The organism is Evansella vedderi, from assembly GCF_030813435.1.
Classification (GTDB): Bacteria; Bacillota; Bacilli; order Bacillales; family Salisediminibacteriaceae; genus Evansella; species Evansella vedderi.
On record NZ_JAUSUG010000001.1, the window covers coordinates 271,010 to 286,801 of the forward strand.

The window sequence follows — 15,792 nt, forward strand, 5'->3', positions numbered from 1 at the left end:
AGAAATGGGTAAACGAGAGCGAAAACTATTTTAGTAAAATTTCATTAAGGGAGAAGGGTCCTACATGAATATGGGCGTCGTAATTGGACGAGTAACGGCCACGAGAAAAGATGATAACCTAGTTGGCTTTAAACTATTAATCACGCAACCTATCGATGTAAAGGAAGAAACAACCGGTGAACCGATCGTTGCCGTCGATATGGCTGGGGCAGGCGTTGGAGAAAAGGTGATATATGTGACTGGAAGCATGGCCTCCCGTGCAACGCAAAATAAAGATGCTCCCGTGGATGCAGCCATTGTAGGAATCATCGATACGTTCGAGGTTGAAAAGGAATATGGGGGGAAGAGCTAAATGGATGCAGGGAAAATAAAAGAAGCGATTCAGTGGCGTAAATTAATTGATACATTACTGGATAAAAACCAATATGCCGATTTAGTCCTTCAAGGCGGGTATTTTATCAATGTGATTACAAGAGAAATTTATGAGGCAGATGTAGCCGTAAAAGGGGAAAGGGTTTTACTTGTAGGGGATGCGCACGATTTAATCGGTCCGGCTACGGAAATAGTTGATGTGCGCGGTAAATTTGTCTCGCCAGGCTTCATCGATTCCCATATGCATTTCGAAAGCGCTATTCTTACGGCAACGGAGTTCTCTAAGCTTTCGATTCCGACAGGGACAACGACATTAGTCGCTGATCCCCATGAAATTGGCAATGTACTAGGTGTAGTAGGGATGAAGGCAATGGTTGAGGAAGCAAGGGCGTTACCTAATCACGTGTTTTATACGGTGCCTTGTTTAACACCAGATGCTCCTGGTTTAGAAACTGCTGGTTATGATGTTACCTCAAAGGATATGGCGGAGCTGTTAAATGATCCATATGTTCAAGGGATTGGGGAAATACAAGGATTTAGTAATGTTCATCCTGTTTTTGAACATGCGTCTGAATTAATCGATGATCAGTTAGCTTCCGTCGCCTATGCGAAAAGTATTGGTAAGACAGTAGAAGGAAATGCTCCTGGATTATTTGGCAAGGAGCTAGCGGCCCACATCATCAGCGGGGGAACGCACGTTTCTTGTCACGAAACAACGACAAAGGAAGAGATGATTGAAAAGCTGCGCTACGGAGTCAGTGTGTTTATGCGAGAGGGCTCTTCGCAGCGAAATATGGCGGAATGTATTCGTGCGATTACAGAAGAAGGGTTAGATTCCCGGAGAGCAATTCTCGTTTCCGATGATGTCGTACCAGAAGACTTACTCAAATATGGTCATATGAATGATATTGTGAGAAGAACGATAGCTCAAGGGGTAGATCCAGTTGAAGCGATTCAAATGGTAACCATTAACCCAGCCACTCACTTTGGGTTTCAAGATTTAGGTATATTGGCGCCAGGTAAACGAGCTGACATTGCCGTCATCTCTGACTTAGAGCAAATGACGATAGCACAAGTATATATTAACGGGAAAAAAGTAGCCGAAAACGGCGAATTAACCGTCGATATTCCAAGCTATACTTATCCAGACACGGTGAAAAACTCGATTAAACGGGGTCCTGTTACATTAGCAGATCTGCATATTGAGCTGAATCACCGACGGGTCTCCGATACGAAGGCGAACGTAAGGGCAATTGAAGTGATCCCAGATCAAAATCTTACGGAAACAAGAGAATTCAGATTAAATGTAAAAAATGGCGTCGTTCAGCCTTGCTTACAGCAGGACGTATTACCCCTTATGGTGGTGGAACGCCACGGCAGAAGCAACAAAATAGGTAAAACCTTCTTACATGGCTTCAAGCTTAAGTCCGGTGCCATCGCCGAAAGTGTCGCCCATGATACCCACAACATTATTGTAACAGGAACCAACTATGAGGATATGGTAACGGCAGTCAATCGAGTCATCGCCATGCAAGGTGGAATTGCCATGATTAACGATGGGAAAGTAGTCGGGGATTTGCCGCTTCGAATCGGTGGATTAATGACCGATGAGCTCACAGGCAAGGAAGCCAGTCAGAAAATTGCTGAATTACATTTGCTGGCAAAAGAAGAGTTAGGCTGCGGGATTCACGTACCATTTATGCACTTATCCTTTGTGTCGTTAGTTACAAGTCCAAAATGGAAGATTACAGACATGGGACTAATTGAAGTAGATAAATTTGAAGTAATCCCAACCGTTATTGATTAAGGAAATAATTACACTTTGAAGCAAAATATATAGAGTCTGTTGGAAAAAGTCGGTTTTTGAGCTTTTATACGAAAACTTTGTTTTGGAGCATTGTTGATTTTTCAGACAGAGTTGATTGTAGCGTAAGGCAAGAGACTCCTGCGGGAAAAGCAACAAGCCTTTTCTTGCGACGAGCTAGCAGAGGGAGAGACAGAAGACACCGCAGGACGTGGGCTGCTCTTAGGCGAATTGGAGTGCCTGAAGCGCAAATCAACTTCCAAAATGAGCACTGCTAAAACTGACTTTCATTTATCGTGGTCTATAAAGAAATGGGAGTTTTGAACACGCTCCATATTTTTGGAAGAGGAGGGGAGAAGGTATGACTAGACTAGTTGATTTGTCACAAGAGATTTACCAAGGAATGCCTGTTTTTCCGTTGCATCAAAAAACGATGATTTTTCCGAATGTATCCCATGCTGAGGCAAAGGAGCAAATAGGCTTTGAATTTGCGACGAATAATTTACTCATTAATGAACATGGACCGACCCATACGGATGCCATTTATGAATATGACCCAAATGGACCAACGATTGATGAGATGCCATTAGAGTATTTTTATGGGCCAGCCATTTGTTTGAACCTATCGCACATCTCACCGGATGCCTATATTTCGCCCTACGATTTGGAACGGGCATTGAAGAAGTCAGGTCAGGTGATTCAAGAAGGAGATATTGTGCTGCTTTACACTGGTCATTATGAGAGGGCTTATGGTACCGATGAGTGGTTAACGAGGTACACGGGGTTAGACTATAACGGAGCAAAATGGCTCGCAGAAAAGGGTGTCGTGAATATTGGCATCGACGCCCCGGCTATCGATAACCCAAAGGATCCAAAATACTCCGGTCACCTCGTCTGCCGCGAGTACCAAATCTCTAATACAGAAAACCTATGTAACCTAGGGGAAGTGGCAGGGAAACGGTTCCTCTACTTCGGCTTACCTTTAAAAATTCGTAAAGGTACCGGCTCCCCTATACGAGCGGTCGCCTTATTGATTGATTGAAATGGATAGAAAAGAGAGGAGTGAGTGTAAATGTATGGAGCTAGAAGGGGAATAAAAGAAGAAATTATCATTCCTCCATATGAAGGAAGAAGTGCACTAATAAGAAAAAATGAAGAGCTGATTATTATTGATGTGGAAGGAAAACAAGTGGGCGATTTCATCTGCTTTAATTATCATGACCCAGAAGAGCATGTTTCCCCTGTTCATATGCGCGCCTCCTTGAGCAGTATTCGTTTAAAGATAGGAGACCCTCTGTACAGTAACAGACGACGTCCTTTAATGACCTTTGAGCAAGATACGGTCGGGAAGCATGACTTCTTTTTTCCTGCCTGTGATTATTATCGCTATAAAGTGGATTTCGATATGGAGGATCATCCAAATTGTCACGATAATTTGAAGGAAAGCTTAAAGGCTTTCGGTTTAGATCATTTACCGATCCCAGACCCGATTAATTTTTTTATGAACAATAAACTAGATTATTTAGGAGATTACGAGATCTGTGAACCACTCTCCAAGCCTGGTGACTATGTCCGTTTAAAAGCGGTGGAGGATGTTGTGATTGCCGTTTCCACCTGTTCTCAGGACATGGCCCCAGTAAATGGCTACAAGGTAACCCCACTGAAGCTTCAAATTCTTGAGGGATAATCGAGAGTATTGAATTGCTCCATAATCGGAAAGGGCGGTGAGATAAGTGCGAGAGGAAGTAGCTTTTCTCCAAAAAATCATTCAAGCTAACAGCTCAAATCCACCAGGAAATGAATTGGAAGTTGCTCGACTGATAGAGGAGCGTGGCAAGCTAAATGGTATCGAAATGCATGTTGCTACGTTTGCTGAGAATAGATGCAATGTGGAAGCAAGACTCAAGGGGAAGGGGGATAAAAAGCTGCTCCTATGCGGGCATATGGATACCGTGTCACCCGGTGAGCAAGCTTGGCAGTATCCTCCTTATTCTGGAACAATTGTAGATAATCGTTTATACGGCCGCGGTGCATCCGATATGAAAAGCGGCTTGGCTGCGATGTATTTAGCGTTTGAGTCCCTTTATAAATCGAAGGATTATTCTAATCTTGGTGACATAGTTTTCCTTGCTACAGCTGGAGAAGAAGTGGATAGCTGTGGTGCGAAGCATTACTTAGAAGCAAATCGTATCGAATCGTTTGATAGTATTATTATCGGTGAACCGACGAACGAGAAGGTCGTTATCGGCCATAAGGGGGCTTTGTGGCTGGAAATTGTCACCTACGGCAAAACCTCCCATGGAGCCATGCCAGATCAAGGAATCAACGCCATTGATCATATGACCTTCGTTATCAGTATGATTAAGAAATTAGGCCTAGCTTGGAAGGTCAGAAAAGAGCCTTTAGGCGAAAGCAGTATGGCAATTACAAAAATCGGTGGTGGGATACAGACGAATGTGATTCCCGACCGTTGTTATATACAGGTCGACATACGCAGTGTACCGCCGCAATCACATGATGAACTAAGAAAGGGCATCACGGCAGAATTGGAACTGATTGCGGAAAAATACCCGTCCTTCCGTTATGAAGTCCAATTATTACTTGATCGTGCGCCGTTGTTAACGGATCCGTCAAGTGAAATTATCCAGAAGGCGTTAAAATTAAATGGCGGAAATGTAACGGAAGGCAAGATAAATCCATGCTACGGCGTTTCCTATTACACAGATGGTTCCGTATTAAATCCCCAGAGTGAAATAGACACATTAATTTACGGTCCAGGTGATGAAAAGCTTGCCCATCAGCCAGACGAGTGGGTCGATATTGATGCTTATTTACGATCGATTTCGTTTTATAAAAAATTAATAGTATCGTATTTTCAATAACGGTTCACCCCTGCAGTCTACACAGTAAAGGCATTTTTTTGAAGAACAATCCCAGTTAAGGCGAAAAATAAAGCAGCTATCCGTTATATAGACGAAAGCTGTTTTTATTTATCGATGTAATTTAGATTAGGGGTATTTTAATAGATTTGTTCAAAAAGCGTATTTGCAATGGCTCCGTTCGCTGCGCGCTTTCTAGGAGAAACCCACTCCTAGAAAGCTTTAAAGAACAGCAGCGACGAGCATTACTTCTTTGATTAGCTGCGAGTTGCCTCGACGTATCCATATCTATTTTTTTTCGGTGTAATAACCAACATTTTGATATTAAGTAACTAAAAAATTGATATACTTCAATAGCTAGATTTGAGAAAGGAGCGAAAATCGAATGGCGGATGTGCATAAGGAATTAAAAGAAGTGGAAACAATATGTAGCTTCTGTGGTACTGGCTGCGGGTTGATAGTGCAGGTGCAGGATGAGAAAATCGCCAAGGTAGTTGGTGCGAAAGAAAATCCTTCAAGTCACGGGGAAACATGTGTAAAAGGCTCACAAGGCTGGAGATATGTGTATAGTGACCGGCGGCTCAGACACCCATGGATTCGAAAAAATGGTAAGCTCGTCCCCTCAACCTGGGAAGAGGCATTGGACACTATTGCATTAAAGTTCAATAACCTCAAGGAAAACCACGGTCCAGATGCGTTAGGCTGCTTTAGTTCATCCCGCTCTTCCAATGAGCTAAATTACTTAGCAGCCAAATTTATGCGAACCATCATCGGAACGAATAATATCGATAGTTGCAACCGTACGTGACACGCACCTAGCGTCACCAGTTTGGTGGCTGTATTTGGTACGGGAGCAACAACTAGCTCTTATGATGAAATGGAAAATACAGATGTCCTCATAGCATGGGGAAGCAATACGCAGGAATGCCATCCTATCATTTATAATCATATAAGAAGAGGCATGAAAAACAATGGAACGAAGATGGTTGTGATTGATCCTCGCAGAATCGACCAAACGAAACAGGCAGAAAAATGGTTGCCGGTACGGGTTGGAACAGATATCGCACTGGCGAACTCGATGGCTTATGTCATTATTGAGGAAGGGTTATACAATAAGGATTTTGTTAATCGGGCTACCAATTACTTTAACGAGTATAAAGCGTGTGTTCAACAGTATCCTCCAGAGTTAGCGGAGAAAATCACGGGGGTTCCTTCAGAGGATATTCGTGAAGTGGCAAGGATGTATGCGAAAGCGGATAAAGCGATCATCAACTGGACCCTTGGCATCACGGAGCATCATAATGGAACGGAAAATGTGTTTGCGTTGATCAACTTGGCATTGTTGACAGGTCATATTGGAAAATATGGATCTGGACTTAACCCCTTGCGCGGGCAAAACAACGTTCAGGGCGGAGGAGATATGGGAGCGCTTCCTAACCGCTTAACTGGCGGCTGGAATTATGATGATCCAAAGGCAAGAAAGCTGTTTGAACAAGTGTGGGGAGTACCTGTTCCAGAAAAAGCAGGGAAACACCAAACAGCCATGCTCCATGCAATGGAACAGAAAGAAATCAGGGGCCTCTATGTTATAGGGGAAAACCCTGTTCAATCGGATGCAGACGGCCATCATATTCAACAACTGTTTAAAGATTTGGATTTTCTTGTTGTTCAGGACATATTAATGACGAAAACGGCACAGATGGCCGATGTAGTTTTACCAGCGGCTGGTTGGGGAGAAAGCGATGGAACCGTAACGAATTCCGAACGACGCATTCAACGCCTCCGTCCTGCAATTGATCCCCCAGGAGAGGCGCGGCAAGACCATTTTATCGTTCAAGACATTGCTAATCGCATGGGAGCGAATTGGAATTATGCTTCAGCAGAAGAAATTTGGGAAGAGGTTCGAAGAGTTGCCCCTAATTTCGCTGGAATCACCTATTCTCGTTTGGATAATGAAGGTGGAATTCAATGGCCGTGTCCGAATGAATCCCATCCGGGAACCCAATTGCTCCATGAAAGATTGTGGGAGGAGTTTGTGGCGAAAAAGGTTCCTTTTCACCCGACACACCATCAACCACCAGCGGAAGAACCGGATGACGATTACCCATTCCAGTTAACAACTGGCAGACGTCTTTCCTTTTATAATACTGGGGTGCAAACGCAAGATTACAAAAAAATAAAGGATGCTGAAGAATTCCTTGAAATTTGTGAAGCGGATGCTATGAAGCTTAACTTAGCAGATGGTGATTATGCAAAGGTTAGTTCGAGAAGAGGAAGTGTCACGACTAAGGTCAAAATTAGCAAAAAATTATATGAAGGGCTGCTATTTATGACCTTCCATTTTCCTGACCAGGTAAACACAAATTTGCTTACTATCAATGCTACGGATCCCCTAGCCGGTACGGCGGAATTTAAAGCATGTGCCGTTAAAGTGGAGAAAGTATAAAGTAGTAGATTAAATAGATTTAGATTAAGGATCCAGCGACTGGAAGCCCTAACAAAACTTTGTCAGGGCTTCCGTCTTATTTTTTGTAAAAATAGTTTAGGCTAATTATATACGAATAGACTTTATAATCTAATGATACTATTTAATTAACTTAATAGATAACGTCAAAGAGCATGAAGCTAGTACTGGAGTAAAGGGAAAAGCGCACATAGAAAGGTTCAAAGAGCGCGAGCAGACGCCAAAATGTAAATGTCAAGCAAACGATGTACACTTTTGACTATATAAGAATGTACAAATTTACTCATCATCCTTCTCTAAGTAATCCTTAATTCGGTAGGATGGTCCAACAATATTAACCACTGTTGCGTGGTGAAGAACACGGTCTAAAATGGCGTTTGCTAACTTCGTATTTTGGAAGACCGTATCCCACTCTTTAAAGCTTATATTAGTGGTTAAAATAAAGAAACTTGCAAAAAGTAAAAATTACGATGTGGAAAGTTACCAAATCACCGTTAATCCCCTTGTTCATCTGCTTGTAATCCCCAATCTAATTTTAGTATATCCTTCAGCAAGTTAACTTGTTTATTGCCGATTTTTTTCACCAGGGCAGCCTTAAGTGCCTCGTTTTTCTTATAGCATTCTTCCCCTAAAGCTGTTAATTTGACGCACTTTTCTTTGTTGTTGTTTTTTACATTCCTTACCTCAACTAATCCTTTTGCCTCCAGTTTTTTCATAAACTTATGGGTTGCTTGACGTGAGATGTCTACACTTTTTGAAACATATGCCATTGTTGGCTGCTTTTGATATATTCTCGCCATGATAAACCATTCCGAATTGGAAATGTGAATATCACTGCTGTCGTTCCACATTTTTTCCGTTACTTTACGAAGAAATAGATGACGTTCACTTAACAGGTCAATCAAATCTAAGTTTTCTAAGCCACGATCCAAAATTGTCACTCCAATCGATGTAATCACCATTAATATAAAAAACAACAGTGGATGTCAATTTAGTTGACATTACACCCCGTACTTCCCCTGAGGTTTATTTACTTTCTACCTTATATACTTTATAATTATTTACCTAGATAAATAATATTATGGAGTGAACGCCATTATGGATACAAGCAGGCTTTTTCATACGTTAAATCAGAAAGTGCGCTTACTGACAAAGGAATTAAATGAAGTTTTACAGCCATTTCAGTTGTTTTCGTCTCAATGGACGATTCTCTACATCCTTAGTGAAAAAGGGCCAATGTCCCAAACGGAAATATGGAAATATCTTGAGGTGGAGGCCCCAACGACCACCCGGACACTCGTGCGCATGGAAGCAAGCGGCTGGATTTATAGAAAACCAGGACGGGATAAGCGGGAGCGGATTGTGGAATTGACGGAGACGGCAAAAGAAAAATATCCATCAATAAAAAAAACGGTGGAAAATCTGGAGCAACGACTCGTCTACCAACTATCAGACCAAGAACAACATCAGCTCCAGCAGCTTTTAGAGAAGTTGGAGGAAAATAGGAAGGACTCTGATTCAAATGACAACCAACAAGCAACCAATATGGACGAAAAATTTTCTTAGTATATCTTTTTTAAGTTTACTGGTATTTATTACCTTTTACACCTTATTAACAACCTTGCCTATTTACGTGATTTACAGTCTAGAAGGCACTGAAGCGCAGGCTGGGCTTGTGGTCACGATGATGCTTCTGTCTTCTATTCTTGTAAGGCCCTTTTCTGGAAACTTGATGGAGCGTCTTGGTAAGAGAAATGTTTTAATAGGCAGCACCATTGCGTTCGCAGTGATTTCCTTAGGGTATATTTGGGTGGAACAGTTCGTTCCTCTGATGATACTGCGCTTCATGCATGGGGTAGCTTTCGGCCTTTTAACGACTACCACATCCACCATCGCCGCAGACATTCTTCCGGTCGAGCGCAAAGGTGAAGGGCTTGGTTACTTTACGTTGTTTATGAATATGGCAATTGTTATCGGCCCATTTTTTGGCCTTACTCTCATTCAGTTAATCAGCTTTCAGCAATTATTTATCACCCTTAGTATTTTAGTAGTTTTTTCTGTTCTCTGTGCAATGTTAGTAAAACTAAAGAACGTGGGCATCCCGGCACTCTCCACTGCGAAAAAAAAGCTGTCCATCCACGACTTCTTTGAATTCAAAGCAGTTCCTGTTTCCATCATCAGCGCCCTTGTCGCTTTTGCCTACGCAGGAATTCTTTCGTTTATTTCCGTTTACTCCGTAGAAATCGGGTTGGGCCACCTTTCCGGATACTTCTTTCTCGTATTCGCATTTATGATGCTTTTAACTAGGCCGTATCTAGGCAGATTATTTGATCAGCGGGGGCCACAAATTGTTATTATTCCATGTTTAATCACTTTTTCTGCAGGCTTTATTATCTTAAGCGTGGCGGCAGAATCACCTTGGCTATTTTTGATCGCCGCTGGTGTGATTGGGGTCGGATACGGCTCGTTATTGCCATTCTTACTGTCGTTATCTATAAAAACTATTCCACCTAGCCGGAATGGTCACGGGACATCCACCTTTTTTACACTATATGATTCAGGAGTAGCGGCTGGCTCCTTCCTCCTAGGATTGATGGTCCCTTACATTGGCTTTTCCAATCTGTATATCTTTCTTGCCGGCCTTGTATTAGCCATTGCGGTAGTTTTTTATCTATACCAAAAACATATGGAAGCTAGAAAGAACAACGAGAAGAAGCAAGGCTCACGTGCTTGCTGAGAACAATGGGTGACTGTCACCGCCCGAGTTTTTAGGAATCTTTGGGCACTCATGGTTCAGAATGTCTGTATTTCTTCATCTTAGAGTTACTTATATGCAATCATTCCCTTACCAAAAATTGAGTATAAGATGACCAATTTAAAAAATAATAAAAAAATAAAATATCATTGGAGGGAATAAAATGGAGAAAAATGTAAAGTTATCGTCAACGGAGATAGCTGCTCTATGGACGGTATACATGCAAGACAGTGCTTTTCGATGTTTTCTCAAACACTTTCTGAACACTGTGCAAGATGAAGAAATAAAGCCTATTTTACAACTATCTTTAGATGAAACGGAGAGCCATTTAGAGAAAATATCCAACATATTTAAGGAAGAAAATTTTCCAATTCCAAATGGTTTTTCCGACGATGATATAGACTTGACTGCTCCTTCTTTATTTAATGACTCCTTTGCATTAAGTTTTGTGTATAGCAACGCTTCAATTGGTTTAATGGGTTATGGAAAATTAACTGCAACAATTGCTCGAGAGGATGTTTTAGAATTTTTCTCGAATTGTTTAACGGGAGTAAATAATTTATACAAAAAATCAGTAAACCTAATGTTATCTAAAGGAATTTATGACCGCCCTCCAACTATTCCATATCCTAATAAAATTGATTTTGTAGATGACAAGTCTTTTATAAGAGGTTGGCTTGGGGAACGTAGACCAATAAACGTAATAGAACTTACCGAGCTCTTTTTCAATATAGAAAGAAACTTTTTTGGTGTGGTGGTATTAACAGGGTTCAGTCAAGTTGTGAAAGATAAAGAAATAAGGGAGTATTTTATAAAAGGAAAGGATTTTGCTGAGAAACAAGCAGCTATATTTAATGACATTTTAAAAGAAGAGAATTTACTGGGTACGCTTCCTGTTGGTATGGAAGTAACTGACTCCACAACATCTCCATTTTCTGATAAGCTGATGCTATATATGGTCACATCCTTAAACTCAACTGCAATTGGTTTTATGGGATTTGGGTTAGGCACTTCGATGAGAAGAGATTTAGGTGCTCACTATGCTAGAATTATGATGGAAATTATGAAGTTTTCAGAGGATGGAGCTAATCTTATAATAAACAGGAATTGGATGGAACAACCACCCCAAGCACCTGATAGAGACTCCTTGGCTAAACAATAATTACGAAGTTTCTTTTTACTAACGGGTCGTAAGTAAAAATGATGAGCTGTAATAATTTCAGTTCATTTTTTTATCTTACTCAATAGGGGGGCTTGGGGGAACGAAGGTTAGCTGTTTGAAAAACCGTATACGAGACAGGGACTATTTAATAAGTTTCCTTGTTTTGTACATCAACAAAGTTTTGATTTGTTTATTTAGTAATTTGCACCTCAATTAGTAATTTTCAGATTTTTTGATAAAAATGATTGACGTAAAAAATTTAATAATGTAAGATGTAAACAATAAAACGCTTTCAAATTACATACGAGGGTTAGTTGTCGACAAGTATACAACTCTAGGTTTTACATACTTAGTAATTCTAATCGGTAGATAATTAAAAGAAAGATGCTTAAAGAATTAGGTGAATATTATGAATAGAGTTAATTACTCTTCTAGTGAGAGTCTAGGGGAACAAATAGCAAATGTACTAAGGTTAAGAATTGTTAGCAAAGAAAGTACACCAGGAACAAAGATATCTGAAAATCAAATAGCAAAGGAATTCGAAACGAGTAGATCACCAGTGCGTGATGCTTTGAAAATTCTTTCAAATGAGGGACTTATAAGACTGGAGAGAATGGGTGCAGTTGTTTTAGGACTTAATTCAACAGATTTATTAGAATTATATGAAGTAAGATACCTAATTGAAACATTTGCTATTAAGAGATTAATGGAGAATTATAAAGAAGATCTTATTATCTCATTAGTGAAAATTATAGATAAGATGGATATTTGTGGTAAACACGGGGACTACAAGGAGTTCTCTGAGCTTGATTTTTTATTTCATGAAACACTCATTAAAGGAATTGAACACAACCGTATTAATCATTTATGGAATAGCATGAGTAAAGTTGTTAAATCGGTCATTCTTATAACAACAGAAAAGAGATTTCAAGGAAGAGTAGAAGAGTACCGTTATGTTATAAAGACGCACCGCCAAATGATAGATGTTATAAAAACTAGGGATGTAAAACATATCGATAAAGTATTGAAGGAACATTTCAATGATGGTCATCTTTCAATTAAGAATTTATTATAAAGTTTAACAAATGACATTGCATCTATTTTTCGCTTAAAGTTGTCGACAAGTATACCGGTCGACAGAGGGTGAGACACTATTGAATAAAATGAAAGCAGGTCTTTTTTGGAAGAAAGATAGAGATAGACCTAGTTAAGAAACAGTCTTTAGAGACAGGAGAAGCAGTTAGAAAACTAGTTTACTAACTTAGAACATTTGATTGAAAAAGGGTTAGAAGGATATAGGTATCGTTAAATTGTAAATTAAAGGAAGGTGCATTGGAGTAGAACGAGTCACAGGCTCAGAGAAAGCGCTTACTAACTATGGTGTTGAATCAAATATTAAGCAGGTAGTTGAGAAAATGAATGACAAGGGATGTTCGCGAGTAAACTCGCACATTATAAAAAAATCTTTAGGGGGATTTAAACATGAAAACATTTAAACTAGCAGCTTTAGCATTAGTGTTATTACTTGTACTTGCAGCATGTGGTGGCGGCAACGATAACGCAGTGAACAGCAATGAAAACGATGGCGACAACGATACCAATGAAACAACAGAAGCAACTGCTGAAACAATCCAATGGAGAATGGGTCATTTATCTGCAGAAGATCATATTTGGCACCTTACATCTCTAAGATTTGCTGAATTAGTTAATGAAAAGACGAATGGACAAATTGAAATTGATATTTATCCAAATAACCAATTAGGTGGAGAAACAGACGTATTAAACAGTATTCTAGCTGGTAATGTGGATTTACTAATTACTGGTGAGACGATGCAAAACTGGGCACCAAAAGCGGCATTACTTGCAGTACCGTACGCAATTAGAGATGCAGATCATTTAAGTGCCGTAGTTCAAGGTGAAATCGGTCGTGAAATTGAAGAAGAAATTATTGAGAAAGTAGGAGTAACGCCGTTATTTTACATGGAGCGTGCCCCTAGAAACTTAACATCTAATAAACCCATCAATTCACCTGACGACTTAAGTGGATTTAGAATGCGTGTTCCAAACGTACCATTATTCTTAGATGCTTGGGAAGCTGCAGGAGCAACACCACAGGTGATGGACTTTAACGAAGTATTCACTGGTTTACAGCAAGGTGTTATTCACGGTCAAGAAAACCCTGTTGATTTAATTCATAGTGCAGGTTTCTATGAAGTACAAGAATATGTGAACGTAACGGAGCATGTATATTCTTGGATTTATGTGGTAGTAGGAAATGAGCAATTCGCAACTTTATCTGATGAATTACAACAAGCTGTACTTGAAGCGGCTGAAGAAGCACAAACCTATGGTAAAGAATTATTTGAAGAAGAGATCCAAAATTACATCGATAGATTAAAAGCCGAAGGAATGACTTTTAATGAAGATGTAGACCAAAATGCGTTCCGTGAAGCAATGGAACCAGCTATCGAAGCTTCTTTATCTGAAGAACAATTTGAGCTTTATCAAAGAATTATAGAAGTAGAATAATAACTATTATAATTATGAGGCGTATCAACTAGACGTTGATATGCCTCCTTTATAAAGGAAGGCGATGAGTGAATGAAACCGCTGAAACTATTAGACCGTACGCTTGAAACATTAACCGCCATTTGTTTTATCGGTATTATTATCGTTGTTTTAACACAAATTTCCACAAGATTTTTACCTTTTTCCGCCGTTTGGACAGAAGAATTATCTAGATTTTTATTTATATTCGCAGTATGTTTCGGTGCAACTATTGCAATGAGACGCCAAGAGTTTATTAGTGTTTATTTGATTTTGAATGTTATCCCGGAACGTTTCCGGAATTATTATAAAGCTGTGCTCTCTTTAGTAGTTGCAGCCACTGCTTTCTTTATTGCCTACCATGGCTATACGTTTATGAAAATAGGTCAAGGACAAACATCAGCTACCATGTCCATTGATATGTCTTATATTCATGCAGGTATCGGGTTGTCCATGATTTTTGTTGGATTTTATTCAATTATAAACGCCTATTACTTTATTAGAGATAGAAAGCTAGGTGAAGAGTCATGATGGCAGCATTACTATTTTTTTCTTTTATAGTTTTGTTGTTTTTAGGAGTTCCAATTGCGTTTAGTTTAGCCTTATCCTCCATTATCTATTTATTGGTTGCTGATATCGGTCTAACGATTATCCCGCAGCGTATGTTTTCTGGAATAAATTCTTTCGTACTATTATGTATTCCAGGGTTTATCCTTGCCGGTAATTTAATGAATGCAAGTGGTATTACGGATCGAATTATTAGGTTTGCAAACAATTTATTAGGACATATTCGAGGCGGTCTAAGTTTGACAAATATCGGTGCATCAATGGGGTTCGCAGGTATTTCAGGAACAGCTTTAGCTGATACGGCTAGTATTGGATCTGTTATGATCCCCGCCATGAAAAAACAAGGTTATGGAGCTGGCTTTTCTGCAGCGGTAACTTCATCATCTTCGACGATTGGACCAATTATCCCACCGTCTTTACCACTAATTATTGTCGGAACTCTTGCGACAGTCTCCATCGGTGACTTATTTTTAGCAGGAGCTGTCCCTGGTGTACTATTAGGTATTGGTCTTATGGCAGTGGCTTATTTTATTTCTGTTAAAAGAAATTATCCGAAAGAACCACGTAAGTCAGTTAAAGAGGTAACGAAATCTTTCTTTGATGCTTTCTGGGCAATATTAATGACAGTAATTATATTATACGGTATTTTAGGTGGGTTCTTCACGCCAACAGAAGCCTCTATCGTTGCTGTAGTTTATGCGATGGTTATTGGGTTGTTTGTTTATGGAGAATTAAGTGCAAAAGATTTACCGAAAATTATCTTAAACTCCATGGTCAGTACAGCTTCTATCATGATGCTAGTAGGTTTTGCAAACCTATTTGGCTGGATTCTTGTTAGTGAGAGAATCCCAGTTTTAGTTGCAAACGGCATTATGAGTATTACAGAAAATCATATATTAATTATTTTATTAATTATTTTACTACTATTATTTGTTGGTACTTTCATGGAAACGATCGCAGCACTTGTTATTTTATTCCCGGTATTATTACCTGTTGCAACATCCATTGGCATGGATCCTGTTCACTTCGGAATCGTGATGGTGTTAACGTTAATTATTGGTTTATCTACACCACCAGTAGGTGTATGTTTATTCGTGGCATCAAGTATTGGAAAAGTGTCTATTTGGGAAACGACAAAAGAGCTGCTTCCATTCCTATTTGTAAGTTTAGTCGTATTACTTTTAGTAGCCTTTATCCCGCAAATTACATTGTTCTTACCTGGATTATTTTGATTAATTTATT

The 15,792-nt window shown here is 39.7% G+C and carries 14 protein-coding genes and 2 pseudogenes; 14 read left to right on the forward strand and 2 right to left on the reverse strand.

What is annotated here, in order from left to right; translation table 11 throughout:
• Positions 1–64 precede the first annotated feature (64 nt).
• The 7 genes and pseudogenes from J2S74_RS01370 to fdhF all read left to right on the forward strand — a co-directional run bounded on the left by J2S74_RS01370 (position 65) and on the right by fdhF (position 7,501).
• Entirely contained in the window at positions 65–352 is a 288-nt protein-coding gene (locus J2S74_RS01370; protein ID WP_307320871.1) for a EutN/CcmL family microcompartment protein, read from the forward strand.
• The gene (locus tag J2S74_RS01375; RefSeq protein ID WP_307320873.1) at positions 353–2,179 is read left to right on the forward strand and encodes an adenine deaminase; all 1,827 of its coding nucleotides are present in this window, start codon (positions 353–355) and stop codon (positions 2,177–2,179) included.
• A 358-nt stretch (positions 2,180–2,537) separates the two neighbouring features.
• Positions 2,538–3,218 (forward strand): cyclase family protein, encoded by a 681-nt coding sequence (locus tag J2S74_RS01380; protein WP_307320875.1) that lies wholly within the window; start codon positions 2,538–2,540, stop codon positions 3,216–3,218.
• 30 nt (positions 3,219–3,248) lie between these two features.
• Positions 3,249–3,863, forward strand: coding sequence for a DUF1989 domain-containing protein (locus J2S74_RS01385; RefSeq protein ID WP_307320877.1), 615 nt, complete (start codon positions 3,249–3,251; stop codon positions 3,861–3,863).
• A 46-nt stretch (positions 3,864–3,909) separates the two neighbouring features.
• Complete coding sequence (locus J2S74_RS01390; protein ID WP_307320879.1) at positions 3,910–5,058, forward strand: M20 family metallopeptidase; 1,149 nt, start codon at positions 3,910–3,912, stop codon at positions 5,056–5,058.
• Between the two features lie 382 nt (positions 5,059–5,440).
• A pseudogene (locus tag J2S74_RS27365) lies at positions 5,441–5,614 on the forward strand (hypothetical protein); the annotation flags it as partial.
• A gap of 3 nt (positions 5,615–5,617) precedes the next feature.
• Positions 5,618–7,501: a formate dehydrogenase subunit alpha gene (gene fdhF, locus J2S74_RS27370; RefSeq protein ID WP_370875929.1), complete on the forward strand. Its 1,884-nt coding sequence runs from the start codon at positions 5,618–5,620 to the stop codon at positions 7,499–7,501.
• 297 nt (positions 7,502–7,798) lie between these two features.
• On the opposite strand, the pseudogene J2S74_RS01405 reads toward fdhF, so the two are convergent.
• Positions 7,799–7,960, reverse strand: a pseudogene (locus J2S74_RS01405) (ATP-binding protein); the annotation flags it as partial.
• 53 nt (positions 7,961–8,013) lie between these two features.
• Positions 8,014–8,451, reverse strand: coding sequence for a MarR family winged helix-turn-helix transcriptional regulator (locus tag J2S74_RS01410; RefSeq protein ID WP_307320882.1), 438 nt, complete (start codon positions 8,449–8,451; stop codon positions 8,014–8,016).
• A gap of 166 nt (positions 8,452–8,617) precedes the next feature.
• Here J2S74_RS01410 and J2S74_RS01415 point away from each other — a divergent pair, with 166 nt between their 5' ends.
• From J2S74_RS01415 to J2S74_RS01445, 7 genes are all read left to right on the forward strand, one after another.
• Positions 8,618–9,085, forward strand: coding sequence for a MarR family winged helix-turn-helix transcriptional regulator (locus J2S74_RS01415; protein WP_307320884.1), 468 nt, complete (start codon positions 8,618–8,620; stop codon positions 9,083–9,085).
• Positions 9,042–10,256: an MFS transporter gene (locus tag J2S74_RS01420; protein ID WP_307320887.1), complete on the forward strand. Its 1,215-nt coding sequence runs from the start codon at positions 9,042–9,044 to the stop codon at positions 10,254–10,256. The genes J2S74_RS01415 and J2S74_RS01420 overlap by 44 nt, the downstream gene beginning before the upstream one ends.
• Before the next feature lie 181 nt (positions 10,257–10,437).
• Positions 10,438–11,436 carry a DUF3231 family protein gene (locus tag J2S74_RS01425; protein ID WP_307320890.1) on the forward strand — a complete coding sequence of 333 codons (999 nt, stop codon included), beginning with the start codon at positions 10,438–10,440 and terminating at the stop codon, positions 11,434–11,436.
• A 409-nt stretch (positions 11,437–11,845) separates the two neighbouring features.
• On the forward strand, positions 11,846–12,511 hold the full coding sequence (locus J2S74_RS01430; protein ID WP_307320893.1) for a GntR family transcriptional regulator: 666 nt from the start codon (positions 11,846–11,848) through the stop codon (positions 12,509–12,511).
• Between the two features lie 407 nt (positions 12,512–12,918).
• Positions 12,919–13,965, forward strand: a complete 1,047-nt coding sequence (locus tag J2S74_RS01435; RefSeq protein ID WP_307320895.1) for a TRAP transporter substrate-binding protein — start codon at positions 12,919–12,921, stop codon at positions 13,963–13,965.
• Positions 13,966–14,037: 72 nt separating this feature from the next.
• Positions 14,038–14,514 carry a TRAP transporter small permease gene (locus J2S74_RS01440; protein ID WP_307320898.1) on the forward strand — a complete coding sequence of 159 codons (477 nt, stop codon included), beginning with the start codon at positions 14,038–14,040 and terminating at the stop codon, positions 14,512–14,514.
• Positions 14,511–15,782, forward strand: coding sequence for a TRAP transporter large permease (locus J2S74_RS01445; RefSeq protein ID WP_307320900.1), 1,272 nt, complete (start codon positions 14,511–14,513; stop codon positions 15,780–15,782). Before J2S74_RS01440 ends, J2S74_RS01445 begins: the two co-directional genes overlap by 4 nt.
• Positions 15,783–15,792 lie beyond the last annotated feature (10 nt).